The organism is Candidatus Bathyarchaeota archaeon (genome assembly GCA_025059045.1).
Classification (GTDB): domain Archaea; phylum Thermoproteota; class Bathyarchaeia; order Bathyarchaeales; family DTEX01; genus JANXEA01.
This window is the reverse complement of sequence record JANXEA010000004.1, coordinates 1-20,078: the sequence shown is the minus strand read 5'-3', so window position 1 is coordinate 20,078 and position 20,078 is coordinate 1. Positions and strand designations below refer to the sequence as shown.

24 protein-coding genes and 1 tRNA gene are annotated in these 20,078 nt (G+C 44.3%); 16 read left to right on the top strand and 9 right to left on the bottom strand.

The features are described from left to right. The first annotated feature begins 4 nt into the window (after positions 1 to 4). The 3 genes from NZ952_00555 (at position 5) to NZ952_00545 (ending at position 2,690) form a co-directional block, all read left to right on the top strand. Positions 5 to 859, top strand: a complete 855-nt coding sequence (locus NZ952_00555; GenBank protein ID MCS7119690.1) for a cation:proton antiporter — start codon at positions 5 to 7, stop codon at positions 857 to 859. Between the two features lie 117 nt (positions 860 to 976). Next, a complete protein-coding gene (locus tag NZ952_00550) occupies positions 977 to 1,726 on the top strand; it encodes a polysaccharide deacetylase family protein (protein ID MCS7119689.1) in 750 nt (249 codons plus the stop codon). A gap of 244 nt (positions 1,727 to 1,970) precedes the next feature. Further along, on the top strand, positions 1,971 to 2,690 hold the full coding sequence (locus tag NZ952_00545; protein MCS7119688.1) for a SagB/ThcOx family dehydrogenase: 720 nt from the start codon (positions 1,971 to 1,973) through the stop codon (positions 2,688 to 2,690). Positions 2,691 to 2,850: 160 nt separating this feature from the next. On the opposite strand, the gene NZ952_00540 is transcribed toward NZ952_00545, so the two are convergent. Beyond that, positions 2,851 to 3,399, bottom strand: coding sequence for a hypothetical protein (locus NZ952_00540; GenBank protein MCS7119687.1), 549 nt, complete (start codon positions 3,397 to 3,399; stop codon positions 2,851 to 2,853). A gap of 438 nt (positions 3,400 to 3,837) precedes the next feature. On the opposite strand from NZ952_00540, the gene NZ952_00535 reads away from it, so the two are divergent. Both NZ952_00535 and NZ952_00530 read left to right on the top strand, forming a co-directional pair. Next, positions 3,838 to 3,916, top strand: a tRNA-Arg gene (locus tag NZ952_00535). 399 nt (positions 3,917 to 4,315) lie between these two features. Next, entirely contained in the window at positions 4,316 to 5,038 is a 723-nt protein-coding gene (locus tag NZ952_00530) for a site-specific DNA-methyltransferase (protein ID MCS7119686.1), read from the top strand. A 118-nt stretch (positions 5,039 to 5,156) separates the two neighbouring features. Here the strand turns inward: NZ952_00530 and NZ952_00525 are convergent, their stop codons facing one another. Together NZ952_00525 and NZ952_00520 are read right to left on the bottom strand one after the other, a co-directional pair. Beyond that, entirely contained in the window at positions 5,157 to 5,462 is a 306-nt protein-coding gene (locus NZ952_00525; GenBank protein ID MCS7119685.1) for a hypothetical protein, read from the bottom strand. A gap of 79 nt (positions 5,463 to 5,541) precedes the next feature. Next, entirely contained in the window at positions 5,542 to 5,979 is a 438-nt protein-coding gene (locus NZ952_00520; protein MCS7119684.1) for an archease, read from the bottom strand. A gap of 115 nt (positions 5,980 to 6,094) precedes the next feature. On the opposite strand from NZ952_00520, the gene NZ952_00515 reads away from it, so the two are divergent. From NZ952_00515 to NZ952_00500, 4 genes are read left to right on the top strand one after another with little or no spacing between them, the layout of a single operon-like run. Then, positions 6,095 to 6,811, top strand: coding sequence for a phosphatase PAP2 family protein (locus NZ952_00515; protein ID MCS7119683.1), 717 nt, complete (start codon positions 6,095 to 6,097; stop codon positions 6,809 to 6,811). 2 nt (positions 6,812 to 6,813) lie between these two features. Then, a complete protein-coding gene (locus NZ952_00510; GenBank protein ID MCS7119682.1) occupies positions 6,814 to 7,293 on the top strand; it encodes an NAD(P)H-dependent oxidoreductase in 480 nt (159 codons plus the stop codon). Between the two features lie 31 nt (positions 7,294 to 7,324). Further along, positions 7,325 to 8,650, top strand: coding sequence for a sugar phosphate nucleotidyltransferase (locus tag NZ952_00505; protein MCS7119681.1), 1,326 nt, complete (start codon positions 7,325 to 7,327; stop codon positions 8,648 to 8,650). A 17-nt stretch (positions 8,651 to 8,667) separates the two neighbouring features. Continuing rightward, positions 8,668 to 9,093 carry an Lsm family RNA-binding protein gene (locus NZ952_00500; GenBank protein MCS7119680.1) on the top strand — a complete coding sequence of 142 codons (426 nt, stop codon included), beginning with the start codon at positions 8,668 to 8,670 and terminating at the stop codon, positions 9,091 to 9,093. 70 nt (positions 9,094 to 9,163) lie between these two features. Here NZ952_00500 and NZ952_00495 read toward each other — a convergent pair whose 3' ends face one another. After that, positions 9,164 to 9,916 carry a PAC2 family protein gene (locus tag NZ952_00495; GenBank protein MCS7119679.1) on the bottom strand — a complete coding sequence of 251 codons (753 nt, stop codon included), beginning with the start codon at positions 9,914 to 9,916 and terminating at the stop codon, positions 9,164 to 9,166. Positions 9,917 to 10,036: 120 nt separating this feature from the next. Between NZ952_00495 and NZ952_00490 the strand changes: the two genes are divergently transcribed. The 3 genes from NZ952_00490 to NZ952_00480 all read left to right on the top strand — a co-directional run bounded on the left by NZ952_00490 (position 10,037) and on the right by NZ952_00480 (position 13,039). Continuing rightward, positions 10,037 to 10,705 carry an SGNH/GDSL hydrolase family protein gene (locus NZ952_00490; protein ID MCS7119678.1) on the top strand — a complete coding sequence of 223 codons (669 nt, stop codon included), beginning with the start codon at positions 10,037 to 10,039 and terminating at the stop codon, positions 10,703 to 10,705. Between the two features lie 130 nt (positions 10,706 to 10,835). Continuing rightward, positions 10,836 to 11,834: a formate--phosphoribosylaminoimidazolecarboxamide ligase gene (locus NZ952_00485; protein ID MCS7119677.1), complete on the top strand. Its 999-nt coding sequence runs from the start codon at positions 10,836 to 10,838 to the stop codon at positions 11,832 to 11,834. Between the two features lie 32 nt (positions 11,835 to 11,866). Continuing rightward, positions 11,867 to 13,039: a DUF1297 domain-containing protein gene (locus tag NZ952_00480; GenBank protein ID MCS7119676.1), complete on the top strand. Its 1,173-nt coding sequence runs from the start codon at positions 11,867 to 11,869 to the stop codon at positions 13,037 to 13,039. Positions 13,040 to 13,077: 38 nt separating this feature from the next. Here the strand turns inward: NZ952_00480 and NZ952_00475 are convergent, their stop codons facing one another. From NZ952_00475 to NZ952_00465, 3 genes are read right to left on the bottom strand one after another with little or no spacing between them, the layout of a single operon-like run. After that, positions 13,078 to 13,224, bottom strand: a complete 147-nt coding sequence (locus NZ952_00475; protein MCS7119675.1) for a hypothetical protein — start codon at positions 13,222 to 13,224, stop codon at positions 13,078 to 13,080. A gap of 33 nt (positions 13,225 to 13,257) precedes the next feature. Then, positions 13,258 to 13,572: a hypothetical protein gene (locus NZ952_00470; protein MCS7119674.1), complete on the bottom strand. Its 315-nt coding sequence runs from the start codon at positions 13,570 to 13,572 to the stop codon at positions 13,258 to 13,260. 2 nt (positions 13,573 to 13,574) lie between these two features. Continuing rightward, positions 13,575 to 14,246 (bottom strand): mechanosensitive ion channel family protein, encoded by a 672-nt coding sequence (locus tag NZ952_00465; GenBank protein ID MCS7119673.1) that lies wholly within the window; start codon positions 14,244 to 14,246, stop codon positions 13,575 to 13,577. A gap of 111 nt (positions 14,247 to 14,357) precedes the next feature. On the opposite strand from NZ952_00465, the gene NZ952_00460 reads away from it, so the two are divergent. From NZ952_00460 to NZ952_00445, 4 genes are all read left to right on the top strand, one after another. Next, positions 14,358 to 14,825, top strand: a complete 468-nt coding sequence (locus NZ952_00460; GenBank protein ID MCS7119672.1) for an NADH-quinone oxidoreductase subunit C — start codon at positions 14,358 to 14,360, stop codon at positions 14,823 to 14,825. A gap of 97 nt (positions 14,826 to 14,922) precedes the next feature. After that, a complete protein-coding gene (locus NZ952_00455; protein MCS7119671.1) occupies positions 14,923 to 16,890 on the top strand; it encodes a hypothetical protein in 1,968 nt (655 codons plus the stop codon). Between the two features lies 1 nt (position 16,891). Next, positions 16,892 to 17,536 (top strand): hypothetical protein, encoded by a 645-nt coding sequence (locus NZ952_00450; GenBank protein ID MCS7119670.1) that lies wholly within the window; start codon positions 16,892 to 16,894, stop codon positions 17,534 to 17,536. Then, entirely contained in the window at positions 17,518 to 19,008 is a 1,491-nt protein-coding gene (locus NZ952_00445) for a complex I subunit 5 family protein (GenBank protein MCS7119669.1), read from the top strand. The genes NZ952_00450 and NZ952_00445 overlap by 19 nt, the downstream gene beginning before the upstream one ends. On the opposite strand, the gene NZ952_00440 is transcribed toward NZ952_00445, so the two are convergent. Then, positions 19,005 to 19,496, bottom strand: coding sequence for a hypothetical protein (locus NZ952_00440; GenBank protein ID MCS7119668.1), 492 nt, complete (start codon positions 19,494 to 19,496; stop codon positions 19,005 to 19,007). The two genes, NZ952_00445 and NZ952_00440, sit on opposite strands and share 4 nt — an antisense overlap. Before the next feature lie 59 nt (positions 19,497 to 19,555). Then, positions 19,556 to 19,894 (bottom strand): 4Fe-4S binding protein, encoded by a 339-nt coding sequence (locus NZ952_00435; GenBank protein MCS7119667.1) that lies wholly within the window; start codon positions 19,892 to 19,894, stop codon positions 19,556 to 19,558. Positions 19,895 to 20,078: the final 184 nt, after the last annotated feature.

Here is a 20,078-nt window from a genome sequence, read left to right as displayed (position 1 = left end):
GCCAATGACTGCGGGAACATGCTCAGTTGTCATAGTTCCTTTAATGAATAAGATGAAGGTAAGCAAGGAGGTGAATACGATGCTATCGCTTGAATCCGTAATAACGGATATCCTTAACATAGTACTGGTTATCACGATGCTTCATTTGTACGTTGAAGGTTTGGTTGATATTCAGCAGACAGCTGCTTCAATGATGGCCAGATTCGCTGTAGGCGCGTTTTTGGGAGTCTTAATAGGCCTTGTGTGGCTACGACTAGTTCCTCTAATAGAGGGGCAGGAGTACACGTATATGTTCACGATAGCACTATTACTCTTCTGCTACACCTCCACAGAGTTCTTAGGAGGCAGTGGCGCCCTTTCTGCTCTTTTATTCGGTCTAATGCTCGGTAACTGGGCGGACATGCTCAGAATTTTTCGTAGACCGCATTCCAATTATGCTAATAGTCAGAAAAATATTCCGAGACTTGTCAGAAAGATTAAAGACTTTCAGGGGGAGATGGCTTTTTTGGTAAGAGCATTTTTCTTTGTTTTTCTTGGGCTTATATATAGACCCGACCTATATGGTTTGCTCTTCGCATTACTCATAGTTGCGGTCAACTTGGCGATACGTTTTCTCTCCGTAATAGGCTCAACCTTTGGGAGTGCTGAGTCTGAACACAAGATCTTCATGACCTTGATGTGCGGTACAGGCCTAGCTAACGCTACTCTCAGCATTCTAACATATAATACGCTGACGTCTCTAAGCCTTCCTACTCAAACCGCCTATCTATTTCCCCTAATAGTTACAAACATCATCATAGTAAATAATATCCTCACGGCGTCAGCACCATATATTCTGAGATTCCTACAGTTGAGGTAGCAATATTGAAGGTGTGTGAAAATTTATTGTAGGCTGTTCTTGGATAGCAAAGCCTTACATTCATGCGGCATATTTTAAATTGTCTTCACCCAGCACTTATATGCAAGTGTGAACTATATGAGTGGTAAAGGCTACATCATCCTGGAGCATGATGATGCCGATGCGAATGTATTCTCAAACGCATTCCTTCCATTCAAGCATAGATTCAGCATAATGGTCACGGCGGCATATGTTAAGGTCGGCTCAGAGAATGTTTCCTCGAATTTGTTGCTCTCCAGGAGTGTGAGGAATCGTAAGGGGGCATGTAGCATAAGTGAGCTGCGAATGATGCTTGCCAGCGGGAGGGTTGATTTACAGAACCATAGCATGTCGCATACTAATTTATCCTACTTAACCTGTGAGGATTCGCATTTAGATTGCTTAGAAAGGGAGGTTCTAGGAGCTAGTGAGTGGATAGAGAGAGAGTTTGGAGTTAAGCCGGTCGCCTTCACCCCGCCATTCCTTCAGTATCTTGATTGGCAGGAAAAATACTTTAATGAGTGGTTTAGGTATTGGGTGGGAAGTTTACATGCCGACTTGGATAGGTGGATCAGATACCTTAATGATTATCCGCCGCCCCAAAAGCTTAGGGCGCTTTACCTTTCAGATGAGGTTATAGAGGCTCATGGCTGGGCTTACGTGGATGAGATGATGGCATACTTGATGTATAATGAGAGACTCGCAGTCATATTGATGCATGGTGTCGATGAGAATGCCTCTTCTTCTAGGGGGAGGGATATCTCGCGAAGGAATTACTACACATTAATATCCAAGCTTAATAGGGTGGGGTTAGAGGATAGGCTGATAAGATACTCCGACCTACCCTAGAAGTGTCTGACCGAAGATTGCTGATTGCGGCGTCTATTTTGAGCATACCTCTCTCCTTCATCATTTACCGTATCACGTGAGATTCTTAAGCCATTCCTTTTTGATTGATAGGGAAAAATGCCCGTCCACCAGGTGTTTGCCTCTTTTCTTCGGATGTTATCTTCTGTTTCACGGCCTCCAGTAATTGGGTGTAGGCGAATTATTAAATTGATGGATTTAGTCAGGTATAGTGTAGGTGAAGTGTATGATAAGGACGAGAAAAGGAACAATGATGATGTTAGCCCTGATTCTTGGGGCGGCAACAGCGTCACTACTTCTTTGGCATTCTTTCGGTCCAAAGGCTGATGGATCTTTCCCGTCGACTGATGCGAAGGAGATTGCGCTTCCATCTCCTAGATATGTTAGTAATGTTTCGGTCGAAGAGGCGCTATTGAGGAGAAGGTCGATCAGGGATTATAAGGCTGAGCCCTTGACGCTGCATGAGGTTTCCCAGCTTTTGTGGGCTGCTCAGGGAATCACTGATGAAAGGGGGCTGAGGACAGCTCCTTCCGCAGGAGCTCTCTACCCGTTAGAAGTTTATCTTGTGGTTGGGAATGTAGAGGGACTAGATAAGGGCGTTTATAAGTATAAGCCGGAGGGGCATAGGATCATAAAGGTTCTTGATGGAGACAAGAGGGAGGAGCTATCCGCGGCGGCGCTTGGACAAGCACCAGTCAAGAATGGTGCAATAGACATCGTCATTGCAGCGGTTTATGAGAGAACGACTGTTAAGTATGGCGACAGGGGAATCAGATATGTGCACATGGAGGCTGGGCATGCAGCCCAAAACATCTACCTCCAGTCGACGGCATTGAGCTTGGGCACAGTCACCGTGGGGGCATTCTATGACGATCAGGTTAAATCTGTGCTTAGGCTGCCGGAAAATGAGCAGCCGCTATACATCCTACCAGTTGGTAAAATATAAAATCTTGGGCCTCAAATCAGAAGTGGGGAGAAGGGCTGGGCGGTCATGCATCTTCATTTGGACCTAGCTTGGCCAGCAGATCAGAGTTTAGAGCGGCTAAGATAGATTCGCCTTGGCTTAGGCGGTAAAAACAGCCTTAAGCGTCTTCAACGTATGCGAACTAGTCCCACCATTTCTTCTTTAAGGGCATGGCTATTATTTCTCTTACTTCAAGCTTACTGCTTGAGTCCCTGCCGAAGGCCTCTTTTGTGGTTGTTGATCTGGACACTATCGCTGTGTCGCTTCCCTCACCGCTGCCTCCGACCCCTATAACATCCTCACATGGCTTTATGACTCCCTTGTCGGCGGCTATTAAGATCACTTCGACTGCAACCTTGAAGCCTTGGCCCAAGCTATAAAGGGCATCTCTCACTTTATCCATTCCCCTACCGTGAAGTGGCAAGTGCGTCTTGTCTATTGCGATGCCTCCAAGCCCAACTATCTCATCTTTAAATCTGTTCTCCATCTTTTCATGGGAGACTGCGATAACCTTGGCTTTTCCTTTAAGCGCCCTAGCAAACTTTGCGCCTGTATTTCCAGAGGTGCTGGCCACAACAACAGTCTTAACATCTCCAACCTCAAGCCTCTTAGCAACAGCCTTCAGCACATCTTCCGTATTCTCAGGACCTGGCTCCAGAAAATAATAAATGACCCTGTCAACCTTGACCATATAACACCGACTGAAAAATTCGGTGATCAGCCTTAAAAACTTTGTATTCTACATCTAGGATGATACAGCCCAGCTCAAGTAGTTTATCCCAAAGCAAACGATAGCCAAACTTATTTGGCCATATACCTCTAATGCATTTAAAGTCCACCTCAAGAACCAATTCTTCGAAACTTCTTAACAATTCATTAGGAGTTTACTTAACCAGTTTTAATAACTATTTGCCATAATCTTTAATGAATCCCCTAGCATACCAACATAATCGCCTGCTGCTCTCCAACTTTCACAACCACTAACTCATCAAACCAGCCCCTAACCACTTCGCAACCTACATATAATTTAAGAGAGCGATTTGAAGTTGTATAATTGTAACTAAACCTTTCAAGACTCATCAACAAAATGAGATAAAAAGGATTAAAGGGTATTATGACGGGAGAAATCGGGCCCGTGGTCTAGCATGGATTATGACGTCGGCCTGCGGAGCCGGAGGTCCTGGGTTCAAATCCCAGCGGGCCCGCCACTACTTGGGTTGATTACTATGAGACATGAAGCTAGAAGCATCCAAAAAATACCTTAGTTAACACTACTAATTTAAATATTAAGAAAGTGATTTTTGATGTATTCAGTAACCAAAACCCGAGTACATGTGAAGTATCTAAATTGCAGGCAAAATATTGCCTAAATTAACATTGGTACAAAAAAAGCGACAGATAAGATTTAGCATTATAATGTTCTATTTTTGGACTGAAATCTGGTTTCAGGAGGTTTCCCTTCAGAATTTTTACGTTGGCATACTTATTTCGAACTATACTTGCATATGATCCAAAAACACTTTTAATCTTTCACATGAAAAATCTCTAATGAGGCTTACTGTTTCGTATGTTTTCCAATCCGATTATTATAGTCGAAGCGTGGTAGAATGTTGAGGTGTAAGTCCAAGAATATTCAAAGAATAAGCGAGGGTTACATGATCGTTTTTGACGACTTTCGTAATATCGAGCTAGATGTTGAGGCGGACTTGGTCTTTGCTGATCCGCCTTTCGGGATTGATTTTAGGAGCAACCTTGGGACGTATCATAGAACCCCTGATGCCCTATCATACGTGGAGGTCCCTCGAAAAGAGTACCCAAAGTTTATCAGGGATTTGGTTGAGTGGTGCTATGACGCCCTGAAGCCTAATGGAAGTATGTGGCTTGTTTCCGGATGGAACAATCTTCGGCATGTCCTAGACGCTGTAGAAGACGCGGGTTTCATACAATTGAACCATGTAATTTGGAAGTATCAGTTTGGAGTGTTCACCAGAAGAAGATTCGTTACATCTCATTGTCATCTGTTACTGCTTGTGAAGGACGAGGAGCACTACACCTTCAATAAGCCCGAGCACTACGCGGAGGACGTTTGGACAATTAAGAGACCATACCATCACGGAGAAGAGACTGCTGGCAACGAACTGCCAAACGAATTGGTCGAGAGGTGCATAAGAACATCCTCAAACCCAGGCGACCTAGTTATAGATCCCGTGTTAGGCTCGGGAACGACGTTGAAGGTATGCATGAAACTGAAGAGGAGATGCTTAGGCATAGAGATAAATCCAGAGCTGGAAAAGAGAATAATGGAAAAGATAAAGCAAGATTATCCTTGAAACCACATCTTCAATATGTCTCGCTACAAATTCCGCCTTCATCACTCAATGCAAGGATCACACAGATATTATTGGGGTTCAGGCTTAAGTATTACAGCCGTCCCGGTAGCGGATATTATTATTCTATCCTACTTAGAAGATCGAAGGATTCTACATCTAATCCTATAACCGCGTTTGCTTCCATCTCCAGAGCTCTTCGCCTCCGGCCACGTATTAGAAGCCTGCAACGAACTTTCCAGCCACGCCCCATCTCCTCGCAGTTAAACCTGTGACGACTCATATAACCTCTTTTATCCGATAAACCTCGAACAGCGGGTGTTTTAACCATAATGAAGCGTCCTTTCCGTGATGCGGAACCTTCTACCGCAATTTTCGGCTCCACGCAGTGCAGAATCGTGTATCCCTCGGATTCGTATATCCGCATCTAGTGGATATTGACAAAGTTCACAATCCCTCTCTCTAATCAACGTTCATTTTTCAAGACAAAAATTTGTCTCGAATCTTCAAAGGTCTAAAAGGAATTTTACCGTTGTCCTTCCCGGGCTCTCCTCAATCTCCATTCGATGATAAGTCACGGCTTTTATACCCACCTTCTGCTTATGCACCTCTGGATTAAATGGCTCACCATAAATTCTAGCTTTAAGCCTATACCCCTCCTTCCACCTCTCTATGCTTTCCACCTTGAAAACGGAATATAACATTCCTGTAACCTCAAATCGTATTAGAAGGTCCTCCAACCAGTTGTAAAGCAGACTCTCCTTGTCTTGTCCCATGATTTCGACGCTTTCTTCAACCTCTTTTTTCACGCATGCAGTGTCTGTCATAGTCTCAAACATCGCGAGCGCCGCATTCTCGAACGCCTCAGCCAAGTCTTTTCCATACGCTGCAATGTAAGCATCCGCCATATGGTCAAGAAATTCGAATCTCTTTTCTCCGTCCATGTGATCAACTCAAACATACCTTTAATATAAACGCTACAATAGCAAGCAAAGGTTTTTAAAGTTCGTTGCATAGTCTGATGAAAACATAGGGTAATAAAGGGAAGGCATAGCGACATTGTCTTTCAGGAAGGAAATAATTCGGACATACTTGGCATCATTAATTCCTTCAATAGTACTATTTGGAGCCGTTCTGGTTATAGGTGATGAAGAGCTCTTCCTTCTCATAAATCTGGGAATGATTAATCCCATTTTAGACTTCATCTGCGTATACGTCTCCCCTGTTGCCTTCTGCTTATTCTACGTCTTGGCCCTCATGTCGCTCATCTTCTCATCGAGAAAATCGTCAAGACTGACCGCAACCCTCTCTATCATAAACGGTGCAGTCTCATACCTAGTAGGTTCAACAATTAAGAACTTCATTCAGAGACCACGACCTGAAATCGTCGTGAATGGAAGAGTAATGTATGAGGCGAGATTAATAGGATTCTGGCATTCAAGCCCCTTCTCGCTTCCATCAACAACTGCAGCCCTCGCATTTGGGCTTACATTACCAATACTTATTGAGAAACGCAGTTGCGGCCTACTCCTTACCGCACTTTGCTACCTCATTAGCTTTTCAGTCGTTTATACAGGCTTCCACTTCCCCCTCGACATAGTAGCCGCCACCTTCTTATCATTAGCAATAACAGCCTGCATAAGCCTTGCAAAAAATCTTCTAAAACCACTATTACCTTCAAAAAAGATTCAGCCAATAACCATATGTAACGAAGTACTGAAAAGAGATAAATTCTCGGCGCCTAATTCTCTTAGAAAGGAAAATGGTGAAGCGTAGCCATGGCTAGAATCTTAATAATATATGACTCTAGAACTGGAAACACTGAGAAGATCGCCCACTTAATCGATGATGGTTTAAGATCGGTTAAAGGTATAGAGAGCATGGTGAAGAGAGTAGATGAGTGCTCACTGCAGGACGTTCTCGAAGCTGATGGAATAATCATCGGATCTCCAACATATTATGGGAACATGAGCGGTAAGATTAAGGCTTTTCTCGACAAGACGGTTGAGATCCATGGGAGACTCGAAGGCAAGACTGGAGCAGCCTTCACATCCTCGGGAGGAACCGCCTCAGGAGCCGAGACAACACTCCTATCCATTTTAGAGTCACTTCTAATTCACGGCATGATCGTCAAGGGGGATCCTGACGATCAACATTATGGGCTTGCGGTAGTTGGGGCGCCTAGAGGAAGAGAAGAGAAGCGATGCCGAGATTTCGGAGTAAAGTTCGCCAAACTTGTGACAAGATTAACAGGATGAGAACGGCAGATACAAATGGCGGGTTAAATGCATGAAAGCCGTAGTATTAGCCGCTGGTGAGGGGCAAAGACTTCGTCCACTCACTCTTACACGCCCGAAGCACCTTATCCCAGTAATGGGGAGGCCCCTTTTAGAGCATCTTCTCCTCTCTATAAGAGAAGCTGGAATCAATGACGTATTAATTGTCGTTCATTACAAAGCAGAAATGATCAAAGAATATTTTGGGGATGGGTCGAAACTCGGGATTAGGATAGAATACGCTTACCAAGAGGCGATTAAAGGCACGGCAGACGCCTTCAGGGTTGCCGAAACCTACGTAGACGGCGACTTCCTCGCAGTCTACGGAGATCTCCTACTGACAACTAACGCAATCAAATCGGCCATAAACACACATGCAAGAAGTAAGCCAGCTGCAACGCTTACGACGCTTATGGTCGAGCATCCTGAGCACTACGGCATAATCAGAACAATAGGCGAGTCTGTGATCGAAATCGTTGAGAAGCCACCTCGTGAGCATGCGGTCGGCAACCCAATAAATGCGGGAATATACATCTTTTCCAAGGACATCTTCGATGCAATTGCAGAGACTGAACCATCGCCAAGAGGTGAACTTGAGATAACCGACTCAATCCAACGCCTGATAAAAAGTGGGAGAAATGTGGTTGCCGCAAGAATATCACCCGAAGATTGGCTTGACATAGGCAAACCATGGGACATATTAGAGGCAAATTATCGTCTCCTCAGAAAAATCGAGCCGAAATCTTTTGGGTTGATTGAGAATGGCGCCCACATTAAGGGACCAGTCTACATAGACGATGGGGCAAGGGTTAGATCAGGCGCATATATTGAAGGACCTGTCTACATAGGAGCCAATAGCGATATCGGCCCAAACTGCTACATCAGACCCTACACAAGCATCGGTCGAGGTGTCAGGATTGGAAACGCATGCGAAATCAAAAACAGCGTTATAATGGATTTTTCTCACATCGGTCACCTTTCCTATGTTGGCGACAGCATAATTGGCGAGAACTGTAATTTGGGTGCAGGAACTATTACCGCGAACCTACGCTTCGACTTGAGAACCGTAAAAATGACTATCAAAGATGAATTGATTGATTCAGGCAGGAAAAAACTCGGTGCAGTCTTAGGAGACAATGTCAAGACCGGTGTCGGAGCCCTTCTTATGCCAGGAGTCAAGGTTGGCTGCAACAGCTGGATAGGGCCTAACACGATAGTCAGCAAAGATGCCCCCTCAAATGTAATCATCTTTCTGAGAGAGCGAATCGAACAAAGAAGTCTACAGCACGTACCCAGTTGCGATCAGAAAGGTAATAAGCGAGATCCCCGCAACAATTAATCGGAAGGTCTGTTAATATGTCAGTTGTAGAGAGGAGATTTACGAGTGAAGTCACCTCGTTGATCGATAAGACAGTAACCGTTATCACACTGGATAACAAGACGTTTACCGGAGTACTAGTAGGCATAAACCCAGAGAATTTGAGTTTGGTGTTGGCAGACGCAAAAAATCCAGAGGGTGCGATTATACCAAGAGTGATTATCAGTGGAGCCACAGTTGCTCAGATATTGTCAGTCGAGAAAGTTTTCGATCTTAAGGGGTTAGCGGAGAGGTTAGAGAGAGTCTTTCCGCGAATGGTGAAACTCTATGAGAAAGAAGGCTTCATCTGGGTTATGGACAGAATAAAAGTGACGCAAAACGGTGTTATAGAGGGGTCAGGTCCCGCAGCAGAAAAAGTCCAGAATGTCTACGAGCAGTTTGTTCGTGAGACGCAGGGCATCTAACCAGAAAGTTACCACACATTACTAAACTTTTTTAGTCATATGACAAGAGAATAGAAATTTTGTTTCAGCGTTAGATGAACCAGCCTGGTTTCTCCTCCAAATCTCCTTTCTTTCGGTCTAACACCCCGAAATCAAAAGGTGAAAGAAAATCTGCGATGTCACCGACATCTTTCAAATCTTGAGTGGTCAGATTTAGATGAAGAAGGGTTGATAATGCTTTAAGGATGGATATCGCTGCCTCCTTATCCGGATGGGTTCCAGGAGTTTCAGCCAGCAGGCAGAGACCATTAATCTTACGTAAACCAGCCAAACCAATAAGTAGGCCAGCTACACCGAAGACCCGCCCCTTTAAAATTTCGGCGCCAACGCTTTCAGCCCACTTCACCATCTCAAGATTTGAGGCTGTAAAATACAGGTTAGGAGCCCTGACCGGTCGACCTGGACGGAAGCCACCAAGTGTTATAACGTATTTGCAGCCAACTTCTTCCGCTACGTCCAGCATAACGCCGCAGAGTTCATATTGCCCTCTTCTGGTCAAAGCTTGTGTGTTGCCATAAACAAGTATAAGATCGCGATAACCCATATCAGCCTCACGTTTGCAATAATATAGGCGGCAAAATGGAGACTTCAATGACCCGCCCTCTCCAACGACAACAATGTCAGGAAAGGAATCTATTATAACTTCACCGAAGAGCCTGGCATCAAACCTTCTTATTAGATATCCGACAGCAAGATTTGCGACCAACCCTATGCCGGGAAGCCCTTCTATCAAGACAGGATCAAAAAGTTCAGGTCTCTCCCTTAATCTTATTGTTGAGACCATGCATAATTCACTTAACTATTTCTTGGAAAGCGTATCATATAGGCTTTCGCCCATATAATAAGATTGGCGACATAAGCGTTATATCGTGGAATATGGTTATCTGCTCATTCAAAATGTGGCATGGAGGCTCGTAGAACGAAAGTAATTCTTTGCTATGGGGACTCTAACACATGGGGGCATGACCCTTCTACGGGCACCAGACTAGAGAGAGATGAAAGATGGCCTGGTGTTCTCCAGAAAATTCTGGGATCCGACTACTACGTGATTGAGGAGGGGCTGCCTGGAAGGACTGCAATCTGTGATGATCCGATCGAAAACGGGAGAAATGGCAAAACATACCTTCTGCCTTGCCTAAGATCGCATAGACCCATTGACCTCGTAATTATCATGCTAGGTACAAACGACCTGAAAAAACGCTTTAGCCTCTCAGCGTTTGACATCGCCGCTGGAATAGGTGTTCTCATAGACATTGTCGAGGGAAGTAACTGTGGCAGAGGCGGGAGGGCTCCTAAAATCTTGGTTCTAGCTCCACCCCCACTAAGGAGACCTTCAGAACTGAAAAAGGGACTTACAGAAGTTGACCAGTTTGAAGAAACATTTGGCGACGGTATAGAAAAATCACGCAAACTATCAAAGTATATTGAGAGGATTGCAAAAGAGCGGGGATGCGAGTTCTTCAATACTTCCACCATCATCCAGACTAGTGAGGTTGACGGTGTGCACCTTGATAGGGAGGCCCATCTTGCGCTTGGAAGAACGGTAGCAGACATAGTCAAGAGAATCATCTAAAAATATCTCGGTCGCATAAATCTAGAAATCTAGTGTTCCATGCCTTACACTGCAGATTCAAGATAAAAAGATGTGATGCAGTAATCCTTTTTAAAGGTCATTATTATTTTTTTGTGAGGGAGCTGATGCCTTGCAGCACAAAAAGTATTCGATAGCCACTCTTGGAAGCCATTCAGCACTCCAGATACTCAAGGGCGCCAAGGATGAGGGGTTCAGGACGGTTGCAGTAAGCATAAAGGATCATAGCTTCATTTATAGGCACTTCAGCGTCGCTGATAGGATCATTGAAATCTCCTCTTACCGCGAATTCCCAAGCGTGGAAGATGAACTTCTCTCTGAGAATTCGATTCTTATTCCTCACGCGTCACTCGTCGCTTACATAGATCAGACCATTATCGAAAACATTAGAGTCCCATATTATGGGAACAGAAAAATTCTGGCGTGGGAAAGTGATAGAAATAAGCAGAGGATTTGGCTAGAGAGGGCTGGTGTCAAGGTTCCTAAAATCTTCAAGGACCCAAGCGAAATTGACAGGCTCTGTATCGTTAAGTTTCAGGGCGCTAAGGGAGGGCAAGGCTACTTTCTCGTTAGGGATGGGAAGGAATTTCATAAAAAGGCCGGGTTAACTGAAGATTTAATAATACAGGAGTACGTGGTCGGCGTACCAGTCTACATCCATTATTTCTATTCTGTTGTCAGAGATGAGCTTGAGCTTATGGGTTTTGACAGGCGGTATGAGTCTAATGTCGACGCATTATCACGGTTGCCCCCATCCCTACAGACCGATTTGGATATCACATATACAATAGTCGGAAACCTGCCTCTCGTGCTCCGGGAATCTCTCCTACCAGAAGTCTTCAGACTGGGTCAGAAAGTTGTCGAAACCTCTAGAGAGATATGCAGTCCAGGATTATTCGGTCCATTCTGTCTTGAGACAGTTGTAACGCCGGATCTGAGCTTCTACGTTTTCGAGATCTCAGCCAGGATAGTTGCTGGGACAAATGTCTTCATGGATGGTTCACCCTATGCCAATTTGAAGCATGGTATGAACATGACTACTGGCAGGAGAATAGCTATGGAGATTAAAGAGGCCATAGAGCAGGATAGGCTTAAAGAGATCCTTGGCTAAAAAATTTGAAGGATAATACTTGAGGTGAGCATTTGCCCCTAACAAGAAGTGAAGCACAGAAAATTGTTTCGGAGTATAATCCTGAAAAGATATGTATTGGAGTATTAGGCTCGCACTCTGCAGAGGAAGTAGGCATCTCTGCAAAGTCCGCAGGCTTCCCAGTAGTTGTGATCTGCCAAGAAGGCAGGGAATCTCTCTACGCCAAATACAATAGGCATCTTTTTGATCATATCATCTTGGTCAAGAAATTTTCAGATATGTTACGAGAGGACATCCAAAATCGGATGAGAGAATTGAACACAATATTCATTCCGAATAGATCGTTCTCGGTTTATGTAGGATACGATAATATTGAAAACAATTTTCGAATACCGATCTATGGAAATAGGATGTTACTTAGGGCTGAGGAAAGGAACGAGGTGAGGAACCAGTATTGGTTGCTGGAAAAGGCTGGAATAAGAATACCCAAAAAGTTCAGCAAACCGGAAGAGATTGATCGGCTTGCAATCGTTAAAGTCCAGCAGAAGAGGAAGCCTCTTGAGAGAGCCTTCTTCTACGCATCTTCCCCAGAAGAGTATTATATGAAGGCTGAGGAACTTATCAGGAAAGACGTAATAGACGAGGAGGGCTTAAGAAAGGCGAGAGTCGAAGAATATGTTTTGGGACAGAAGTTTAACGCAAACTTCCAGGGCTGGGCTTTAAGAGATGTTTTCGACAATTTTGACTTCGTAGGGTTCGACGATAGGAAGCAGACTAACCTCCATGGCATACTCGCACTACCTGCAAAGAACCAGCTAACAATAGATGTGCCAATAAGGAACGAAGAGATAGGACATTATGGACTGACGATGAGGGAATCGCAGAAGCCAATGGTCTATCAGGCGGCAGAGAAATTCAGAAGGATCTGCGAGCTTGAGTATCCCCCAGGCATAATTGGCTTATTCGCCCTTCAAGGCGCTGTCGCTTACGATCCTGAAGACGCCGAAGGCAGGAGACTAGAATTCTACGTCTTTGACGTAAGTCTGAGGATCCCAGGATGTCCATGCGTCGGGCCAACATCTCCAGAGATGCGTAGGCTCACCCTGAAATATTCCGGACTGCTTAGAAGGTTCGGTCTTAGAGAAATCGAGACACCGATGGATCTTCCAATGTTGGAAATAAAGTATGCAGCAGCGGAGGGTAAGCTTGAGGAGATAGTAACCTAGCCTCAACCAGTTTCATTACTGCAGGCTCACATAACAATCTATTTTTCTTTCAGCACCATACCCTGCACTGCTCCACATTCTTTACAGAAGACCATCATCAACAGGCTGGGGCCTAATGGATAATCCATATAGGTGAATGATGTGACATATGCCCCGCACTTAAAGCATGCAGGTCGATTCTTCAAGTTTCTTCCTCCCGAAAGTCCTATACGCATAAACTATTCTGTTTCCTCTATTTCAATAGTGTAAGTGTATTCCTTACTTTTCGATGGCTGATAATCGTCGTTTTCTTCAAACTTGGCGTAAACCTCTGCAATATTACCATGAAAATCCATTCTCCTCGCCATCCAGACCGCAAAGAACCTCCCCACATTATCTGCGATAGACGAATCTATCAAATCATCTCGACCCTCATCCTTCACGATCAAGCGGGCAGTAGCATTTTGCAAGGGCCTCCTGCTTTCATACTCTATTAGTCTGCCAGTAAACGTGATAGATGAGCCTGACCTAATTTTCTTCGGCGGTTTCTCCATCTCTAATACGGTCTCGATTGGCTTGGGTTGCTTGGCGGCTTCTTTTTCTGAATTATCTGAGTCACGACGGTGCCTGTCGGGATAAGTATCTCAGTTGCTCCATCAAGCGATTCAAGTACAAGATGCATAATCTTAACTTCCTTCACAATACCCGTTTGACCTGCAACTGTGATGACATCTCCAAATGTGTAGGGCCTAGAGATGAGAAGAAAAATTCCAGCCACAACATGAGTTAGAATGGTTTGGGTTGCAAAGCCAACTACGAGACCCCCGAATGACCCTATCGTTAGGGCTGCTGCAGTGTTAAGATTGAATACAGAGGCCATCGTTGAGAGTAAAACGGCGAATCCCGAGATCCTTGTTATCGTCCTAATCGTTGCGGCAGTAGGATGATCTGTAAACCTTCGCATGTATGTGTATACCATCCCACTTACGGTATTAACGGCAAGGTATCCTATTGCTAGAATTAGAACTGCCTGAACATATGGCAGAAAGGGGTTAACAAAGATTATTACGTTGCTGAAGGGCTGAAGGAAAGCTGGCATACTCTCCTTAGACGTCCAGCCGAACACGAGGTTCAGGACCGATAGCAAAATGCCTAATAGGATTATGTAGAGTGCTGTCTTCACGCTTTGCCATCGGAGTTGACCACGGCCTTCATAGCCATCAATCATATCATTAGCCTCCGCTACTATAGACTGTTAACTTAATTTTTTAAGGATTATTCAAAGAAAACGGAAAACTCTTAAATTATGCATTTAGAAGCCTATTAGAGAAGACTTGCCATGATGAAAACTGATCTAGTAAATAAGCTGCAAGCGATGATTCCATCGCAGATTAAAGAGATCTCGGTTCCACGAGAAGAGCGGATCTTCGTGCGCCTAGACAAAGAGCACCTCAAAAAATTTATCAGATACTTGATGGATGAAGGCTTTTCTCATTTAGCGGGGATCACAGCGTTGCAGGATGAGGGAGGGTTTGAGCTTCTTTATCATCTCACTAAGAAAGGGATCATATTGACAGCCAAAGTCGATTTGCCTTTAAATGATGACTGTGTCCCATCTATCTCCGACATTTTTTTCGCAGCGCTCCTCTATGAGAGGGAGGCCCACGACTTATACGGGATCAAGTTTGAGGGTCACCCGAATTTGGGGCCTTTGATTCTGCCAGAGGGTTGGCCTAAGAGCATCCATCCTCTCAGGAAAGGGAAGACTAGGGTTAAGGAGAAGAGAGGTAGAGGACGTCTGGCATGAAAAGGCTACCCGTTCGGTAGACACATACAAGATATAAGGGTTGAGGCGGATGACATCTCATCAACGGTATGCTTGTGTCGCATCAGAGGGATCATGAATGGGCTATTTGGAACCGATACTTGCGGCCGTCATTCTGCCGTTTGCATCCGCAGTAGTATCACATTTGATCGCTAAATGGCGTAGGGGCGGAGCAACACTTGCAAAACTCATTTGCATCTTAGCCGCTTATATTACGCTTTTCATCATTTCATGTCTGATCATTTTTTGTCAACAACCTATGCAAAAAAATCTTTTCACCATCCTCACACCGACAGGAATCTTAACCATTGGATTCTACATAGATTATTTGGCATTGGTACTGGCATTCATTTCCTCAATGCTCACGCTTTTAGCTCTTGTCTACAACATTTCTTATCTTTCTCCTTACAACAGAGCCTATAACATCGGCTGGGCATTCAACAGATCCTATTCCTTCATTCTATTATTCAATTGCGCCGTTCTTGGGACGTTATTCTCGAGTAACCTTCTGCAATTAATAATATTTTGGGAGATGATGAGCGTCTTCTCCTATGTGTTAATTTCTTTCAGGAACGAAGACAAGTCCTCTCTGTGGGCTGCAATAAAATTCTTCGTTATGACCCACGGGGGTAGTCTAACGTTACTAATTGCGGCCGTAATCATAAATTCCCACATTGGAAATTTGGAGATCCACCAGATAGGTCGATTCATTAATAGCAACGATCCTATAATCAACATTATTTTTCCGCTTCTCCTGTTTGCCGCGTTGCCTAAGGCAGCCCTATTTCCTCTCCACACATGGCTTCCAGACGCTACTGTAGCGCCGACCCCAAATATTATCGTTTTTCATGAATGCGGCGTCTTAGCCGGGGTCTACATTATAATTCGCTTCTTCCTTGATGTTTTCCGCAAGCATCTAATCTCATCCTATGTTTTGTCCCTGCCAATTCTTGGTAACGTGAACCTATGGTGCCACATACTCTCCATAATCGGCGCAGTCACACTCCTTATAGGTGCGATTAATGGCCTAACAGAGACAAATATGAAAAGAATACTCGCGTATGGCACCATTTCAGAGGTCGGCTGCATAATAATGGCGACGGGTTTAACGACCTCCTACGGAATGTCAGCGGGTCTATACCTTTTAATATCCCATGCCTTCTGCTTCAGCCTACTCTTCTTCTGCATTGGCGCTGTGACCTATTCCACTGGAAGATACGACATTAATGATGTGACTGGTTTATATCATTTTATGCCAAAAACTGCGGTCTGCTGTGTGATCGGCGCATTAACAATGTCAACTGCCCCGTTTTTAAGCGAATTCGTGGGAAAGTTCTTGTTTTTTCACGCAACCATCAATGCTCAGGCAACATTCTACACAGCTATCGCATTTCTCGGATGCGTCCTAAACGCTGCAATGGCTATGAGACTGCTTAACCCCCTATTCATGCAGAGGAATAGAGAGTTAAATTTCAAGTTTGAAATAAAAGATCCGTCAGCGGCGATGTTGACGCCAATGATCTTCTTATCCACCATCTTAATAATCTTTGGGGTTGTTCCTTCAATTCCACTAAACTTTCTTGTGGCGCCTGCAGTTAGAGATATCGGATTAACACTCGATCTTCCTCATGGATGGATTATTCAGACTTCTATTGGTTTTTGGGACCCCAGCGTGCTAGGCGTAACAATGGTTTGCCTCTCCTCCGTTCTCCTAGTTTTGGTGCTGCGCTCAGCTAAGGCGGCAGCGGCTTATAGAGGTTCGCCGAGTGAGGAAACATTCAAGCCATTTCTCTGTGGGGAGGATTTGAAAATGCTTGACAACCCTGGCGGTTCACATTTCTATCATGCATTAACTTACGTATTAAAAATCGACGCTGCCAACAGATCGTTAAACATTGATAAGTTCTATAACTTATTGTCCAATAGCCTCTATGATCTATGCCAAAGAATTCTACGCTGGGACATCCAGCAGAGCTATTTTGGGGCTGTCGCATCATTCATGGCTGGCGCCGTACTCGTAATTTTATTCGCCCTTCTAGGTGGGTAAAATGGATCCAATTGTACTTTTAACCTTGATCATCTCAACGGCCTTAACTTTCTGGGGAAATCTTGTAAAATCGACACAGCAGTTGATCCATCTAATGTCCGCCCATGCTGCTGTCATAGGTCTTGTTAAACTCACATCATGTCTCGTAAATCTGCTAGTCGGACTAGAATTAGAGGCATTGATCGATTTCTTTGCAACTTTCGCTGAGTGGTTTTCGGCGGCTGCAATATCCCCTATGATAATTTATTGGGGCATGAAGAAGACTGAGAATGTCAGCGATGAACAGCTCGGCGGTAGGAGAAGGGCGGCCGCAGCATTGGTCATCACATCAGTCTTAAATGTCATCCTGTTCATAATAGCCTCTTCATATGTCCCAGAGCATATGAGTCATTTCCCATTTGTTGCTCTCATGTTCTCTTTCTCAATCCTCATTATGGTAATGCGTAGGGATCCCCTTAAGATCCTAATCGGCTTGAACATGGCTGAAAACTCATTATATCCAATGTTCGCGGAAAGCCCCATAGTATTGATCCCCTTCATGCTTGTCCTAATGGTTTTCGTGAATATGGTCGGTGTCTTCATAATAATAGAGGCATACAAGGATTATAGATCCATGAATGTCAGCGATTGGAGGCTGGCCAAATAGTGTACTCCCTTCTTCCTCTCCTCTCGATAATGATTCCTCTTTCGGCAGGAATTCTTCATCTGCTTCTGCACCCCTTTTGGTTCCTTGAGCCAATTCTAGTTAAAATAGGTAAGGTCACACTGATTTTCAGCGTCGGTTTGACCTTCCTTGTCGTTCTCCTAATGATCCCATATGTCATTATAGGGGAAAACTTGGATCTTCCCTTGCTATCTCTCTCTGCAAACTCAAAAAATTTAGCCGGCTTAGTCGGCGTGGTCTTGATATTCTTTTTGACCTCAATCTACAACTTTAATGCTGAGATGGGAGGCCGACTAAAGCCACATTTGTACAACTTTTTTCTGCTACTTTTTCTTTGCTGTATGCTGGGATTGCTGTTATCCTATGACTTATTCGGCATATATCTCTTCGTGGAACTGACAGTCGCCGTCTCTGTGATATTAGTCGCCCATAATCGGAGCAGGCTGGCAAGTGAGGCGGCGTTCAAATATCTTATAGTCACCGCGATCAGCGCTATCTTCGTATTACTTGGAACACTCATAATATACCTTCTCACTGGCAACTCGAACTTGGCTATTATTGTAAGTGACGCACATATTCGTGGAGTCTTGAATGAAAATTCGCATTTACTAATGTTGGCTGTCGGCTGCTTCATAATCGGCCTCGGCGCAGATATTGGGATTGTGCCTTTTCACGGATGGCTGCCAGACGCATTTCCAGGATCCACCATAATCATTAATGGTTTCTTCTGCTCTGAGCCCATCGCTTTGATTCTCGCACTATACAATTTGGTCGCTCCTTTCTACATGGTCTTCCCTTCAAAAATTATTATTGTCTTGATGGTGGGTTTAGGGTTGACTTCAATCGTTTTCGGGGCTTTGATGGCTTATTCCCAGAAGAATTTTTACAGAATGCTTGCATATTGTAGCATAGAAGAGTTTGGGAATACCCTATTTATTTTAGGGCTGATGGATTCTCCATCGAGTTTCATCGCCGGCCAATTCTATCTTGTCAACGGCGCCCTAATGAAGACGGGGTTAATCCTTAGCCTAGGTTCCGTGTACTTTAGGACTGGAACAGCAGATGTGGAAAAGCTGGGAGGATTGCTTTACAGGATGGGCAAAACCGCGTTCAGTTACATTGTATCTGCACTCTCACTTGCAGGTATTCCACCCTTAAGTGGTTTTTTTGCCAAATGGTTCTTTTTATCCATAGTCTACGGCTACATGTTCGAATTTGGGGGCATCGTCGCCTCAATTCTAACAGTGACCGTTATCATGGCGTTCTCCATGATCACCTTCATATTTCTTGTCAGATCATTTCAGCAAATATTCATGGGAAAGGAAAAGAGGAGAACCAGAAAAGTAAACGAGGTTTATCCGAGTATGTGGCTTCCTACAATAACGATTGCGTCAGCCGGTTTTGCCCTAGGTCTCCAGCCAAACCTCCTACTGGACATGATTAGGGTTGTTTAGCTCTCTGAGAGCCTTTGGAATACCCATTCCTTAGATTTTATTTCGATCCCAATATCCACTAACAGTTGCTCGAGCAACTGTTGAATCGCGTAGCCGCTTCTGCTGATGATCTTTATCATGCGATACTCGGCCATATGGACGGTGTACTTCTCTTTCTCTCCTACTCCGACAATAACTTCTTTACGTGTGGTTTCACCGAGCATGTAAACTTCTATATCGCTTTCCAGGAATGTTCCTTCATATATTTTTAGGGAGGAAACTTTCTTTTCTACCTCTCCTAGGACTACAGATGCTCCGCCTTCTTCTTCTATTACTATTTTTTCATGCCTATATGGAAAGAGCTCCTTCAGTTCAGATATCTTTCGTTCTTTTTCCTCGATCTTTTGGAAACCGCATCTCCTAGCCAGATAGTCCTCTAGCGAGGTGAACTCTGGATGTTTAAAGAGCACGTCTCTAAGCAGTAAGACGACCAGCTCATGTGACTGCATCGACAGATCACATCATCAATTAAAACATGGTTAGGATACGTTCTCATCTCTAATAAGGCTTACTTGATGATCAGTTCCTCCTTTTCGCGAGACAGCAACTCGAATTCTGAGCCTAAGCTGATGGCTTTTTTGGGGCATGTCTCCTCACATTGCCCGCAAAATATGCATCTTGAGATGTCGAATCTGACTTTTTTATCTTCTGTAGCGGTTATAACTCCGCTGGGGCATGTTCGGATGCATAAAAGGCATCCTATGCAAGCGTCTTTGTCGTAGATTATCTTCCCCCTATACCGGTCGGGTATAGGCACCTTCTCACCATGCTTGGTTAGATATCTAACGGTTACTGGTTTTTGGAGAAGGGCGCCCAAAGCCACACGCAACATTCTTCCAAGCCTCATAATTTGTCACCATACACTATATCCTAATCAAGGATAATAGTACGGAGAGGACTGATAAAGGCAGTGGGAAAGACCAATAGAACTTTACGGCCTGCCCAATCTTGAGCCTCGCAAAAATTGTTCTTGGAAGAGTTATCGTTAGCAACCATATTAGGAGAGAGGGCAACAGGCATGCGACAATTGT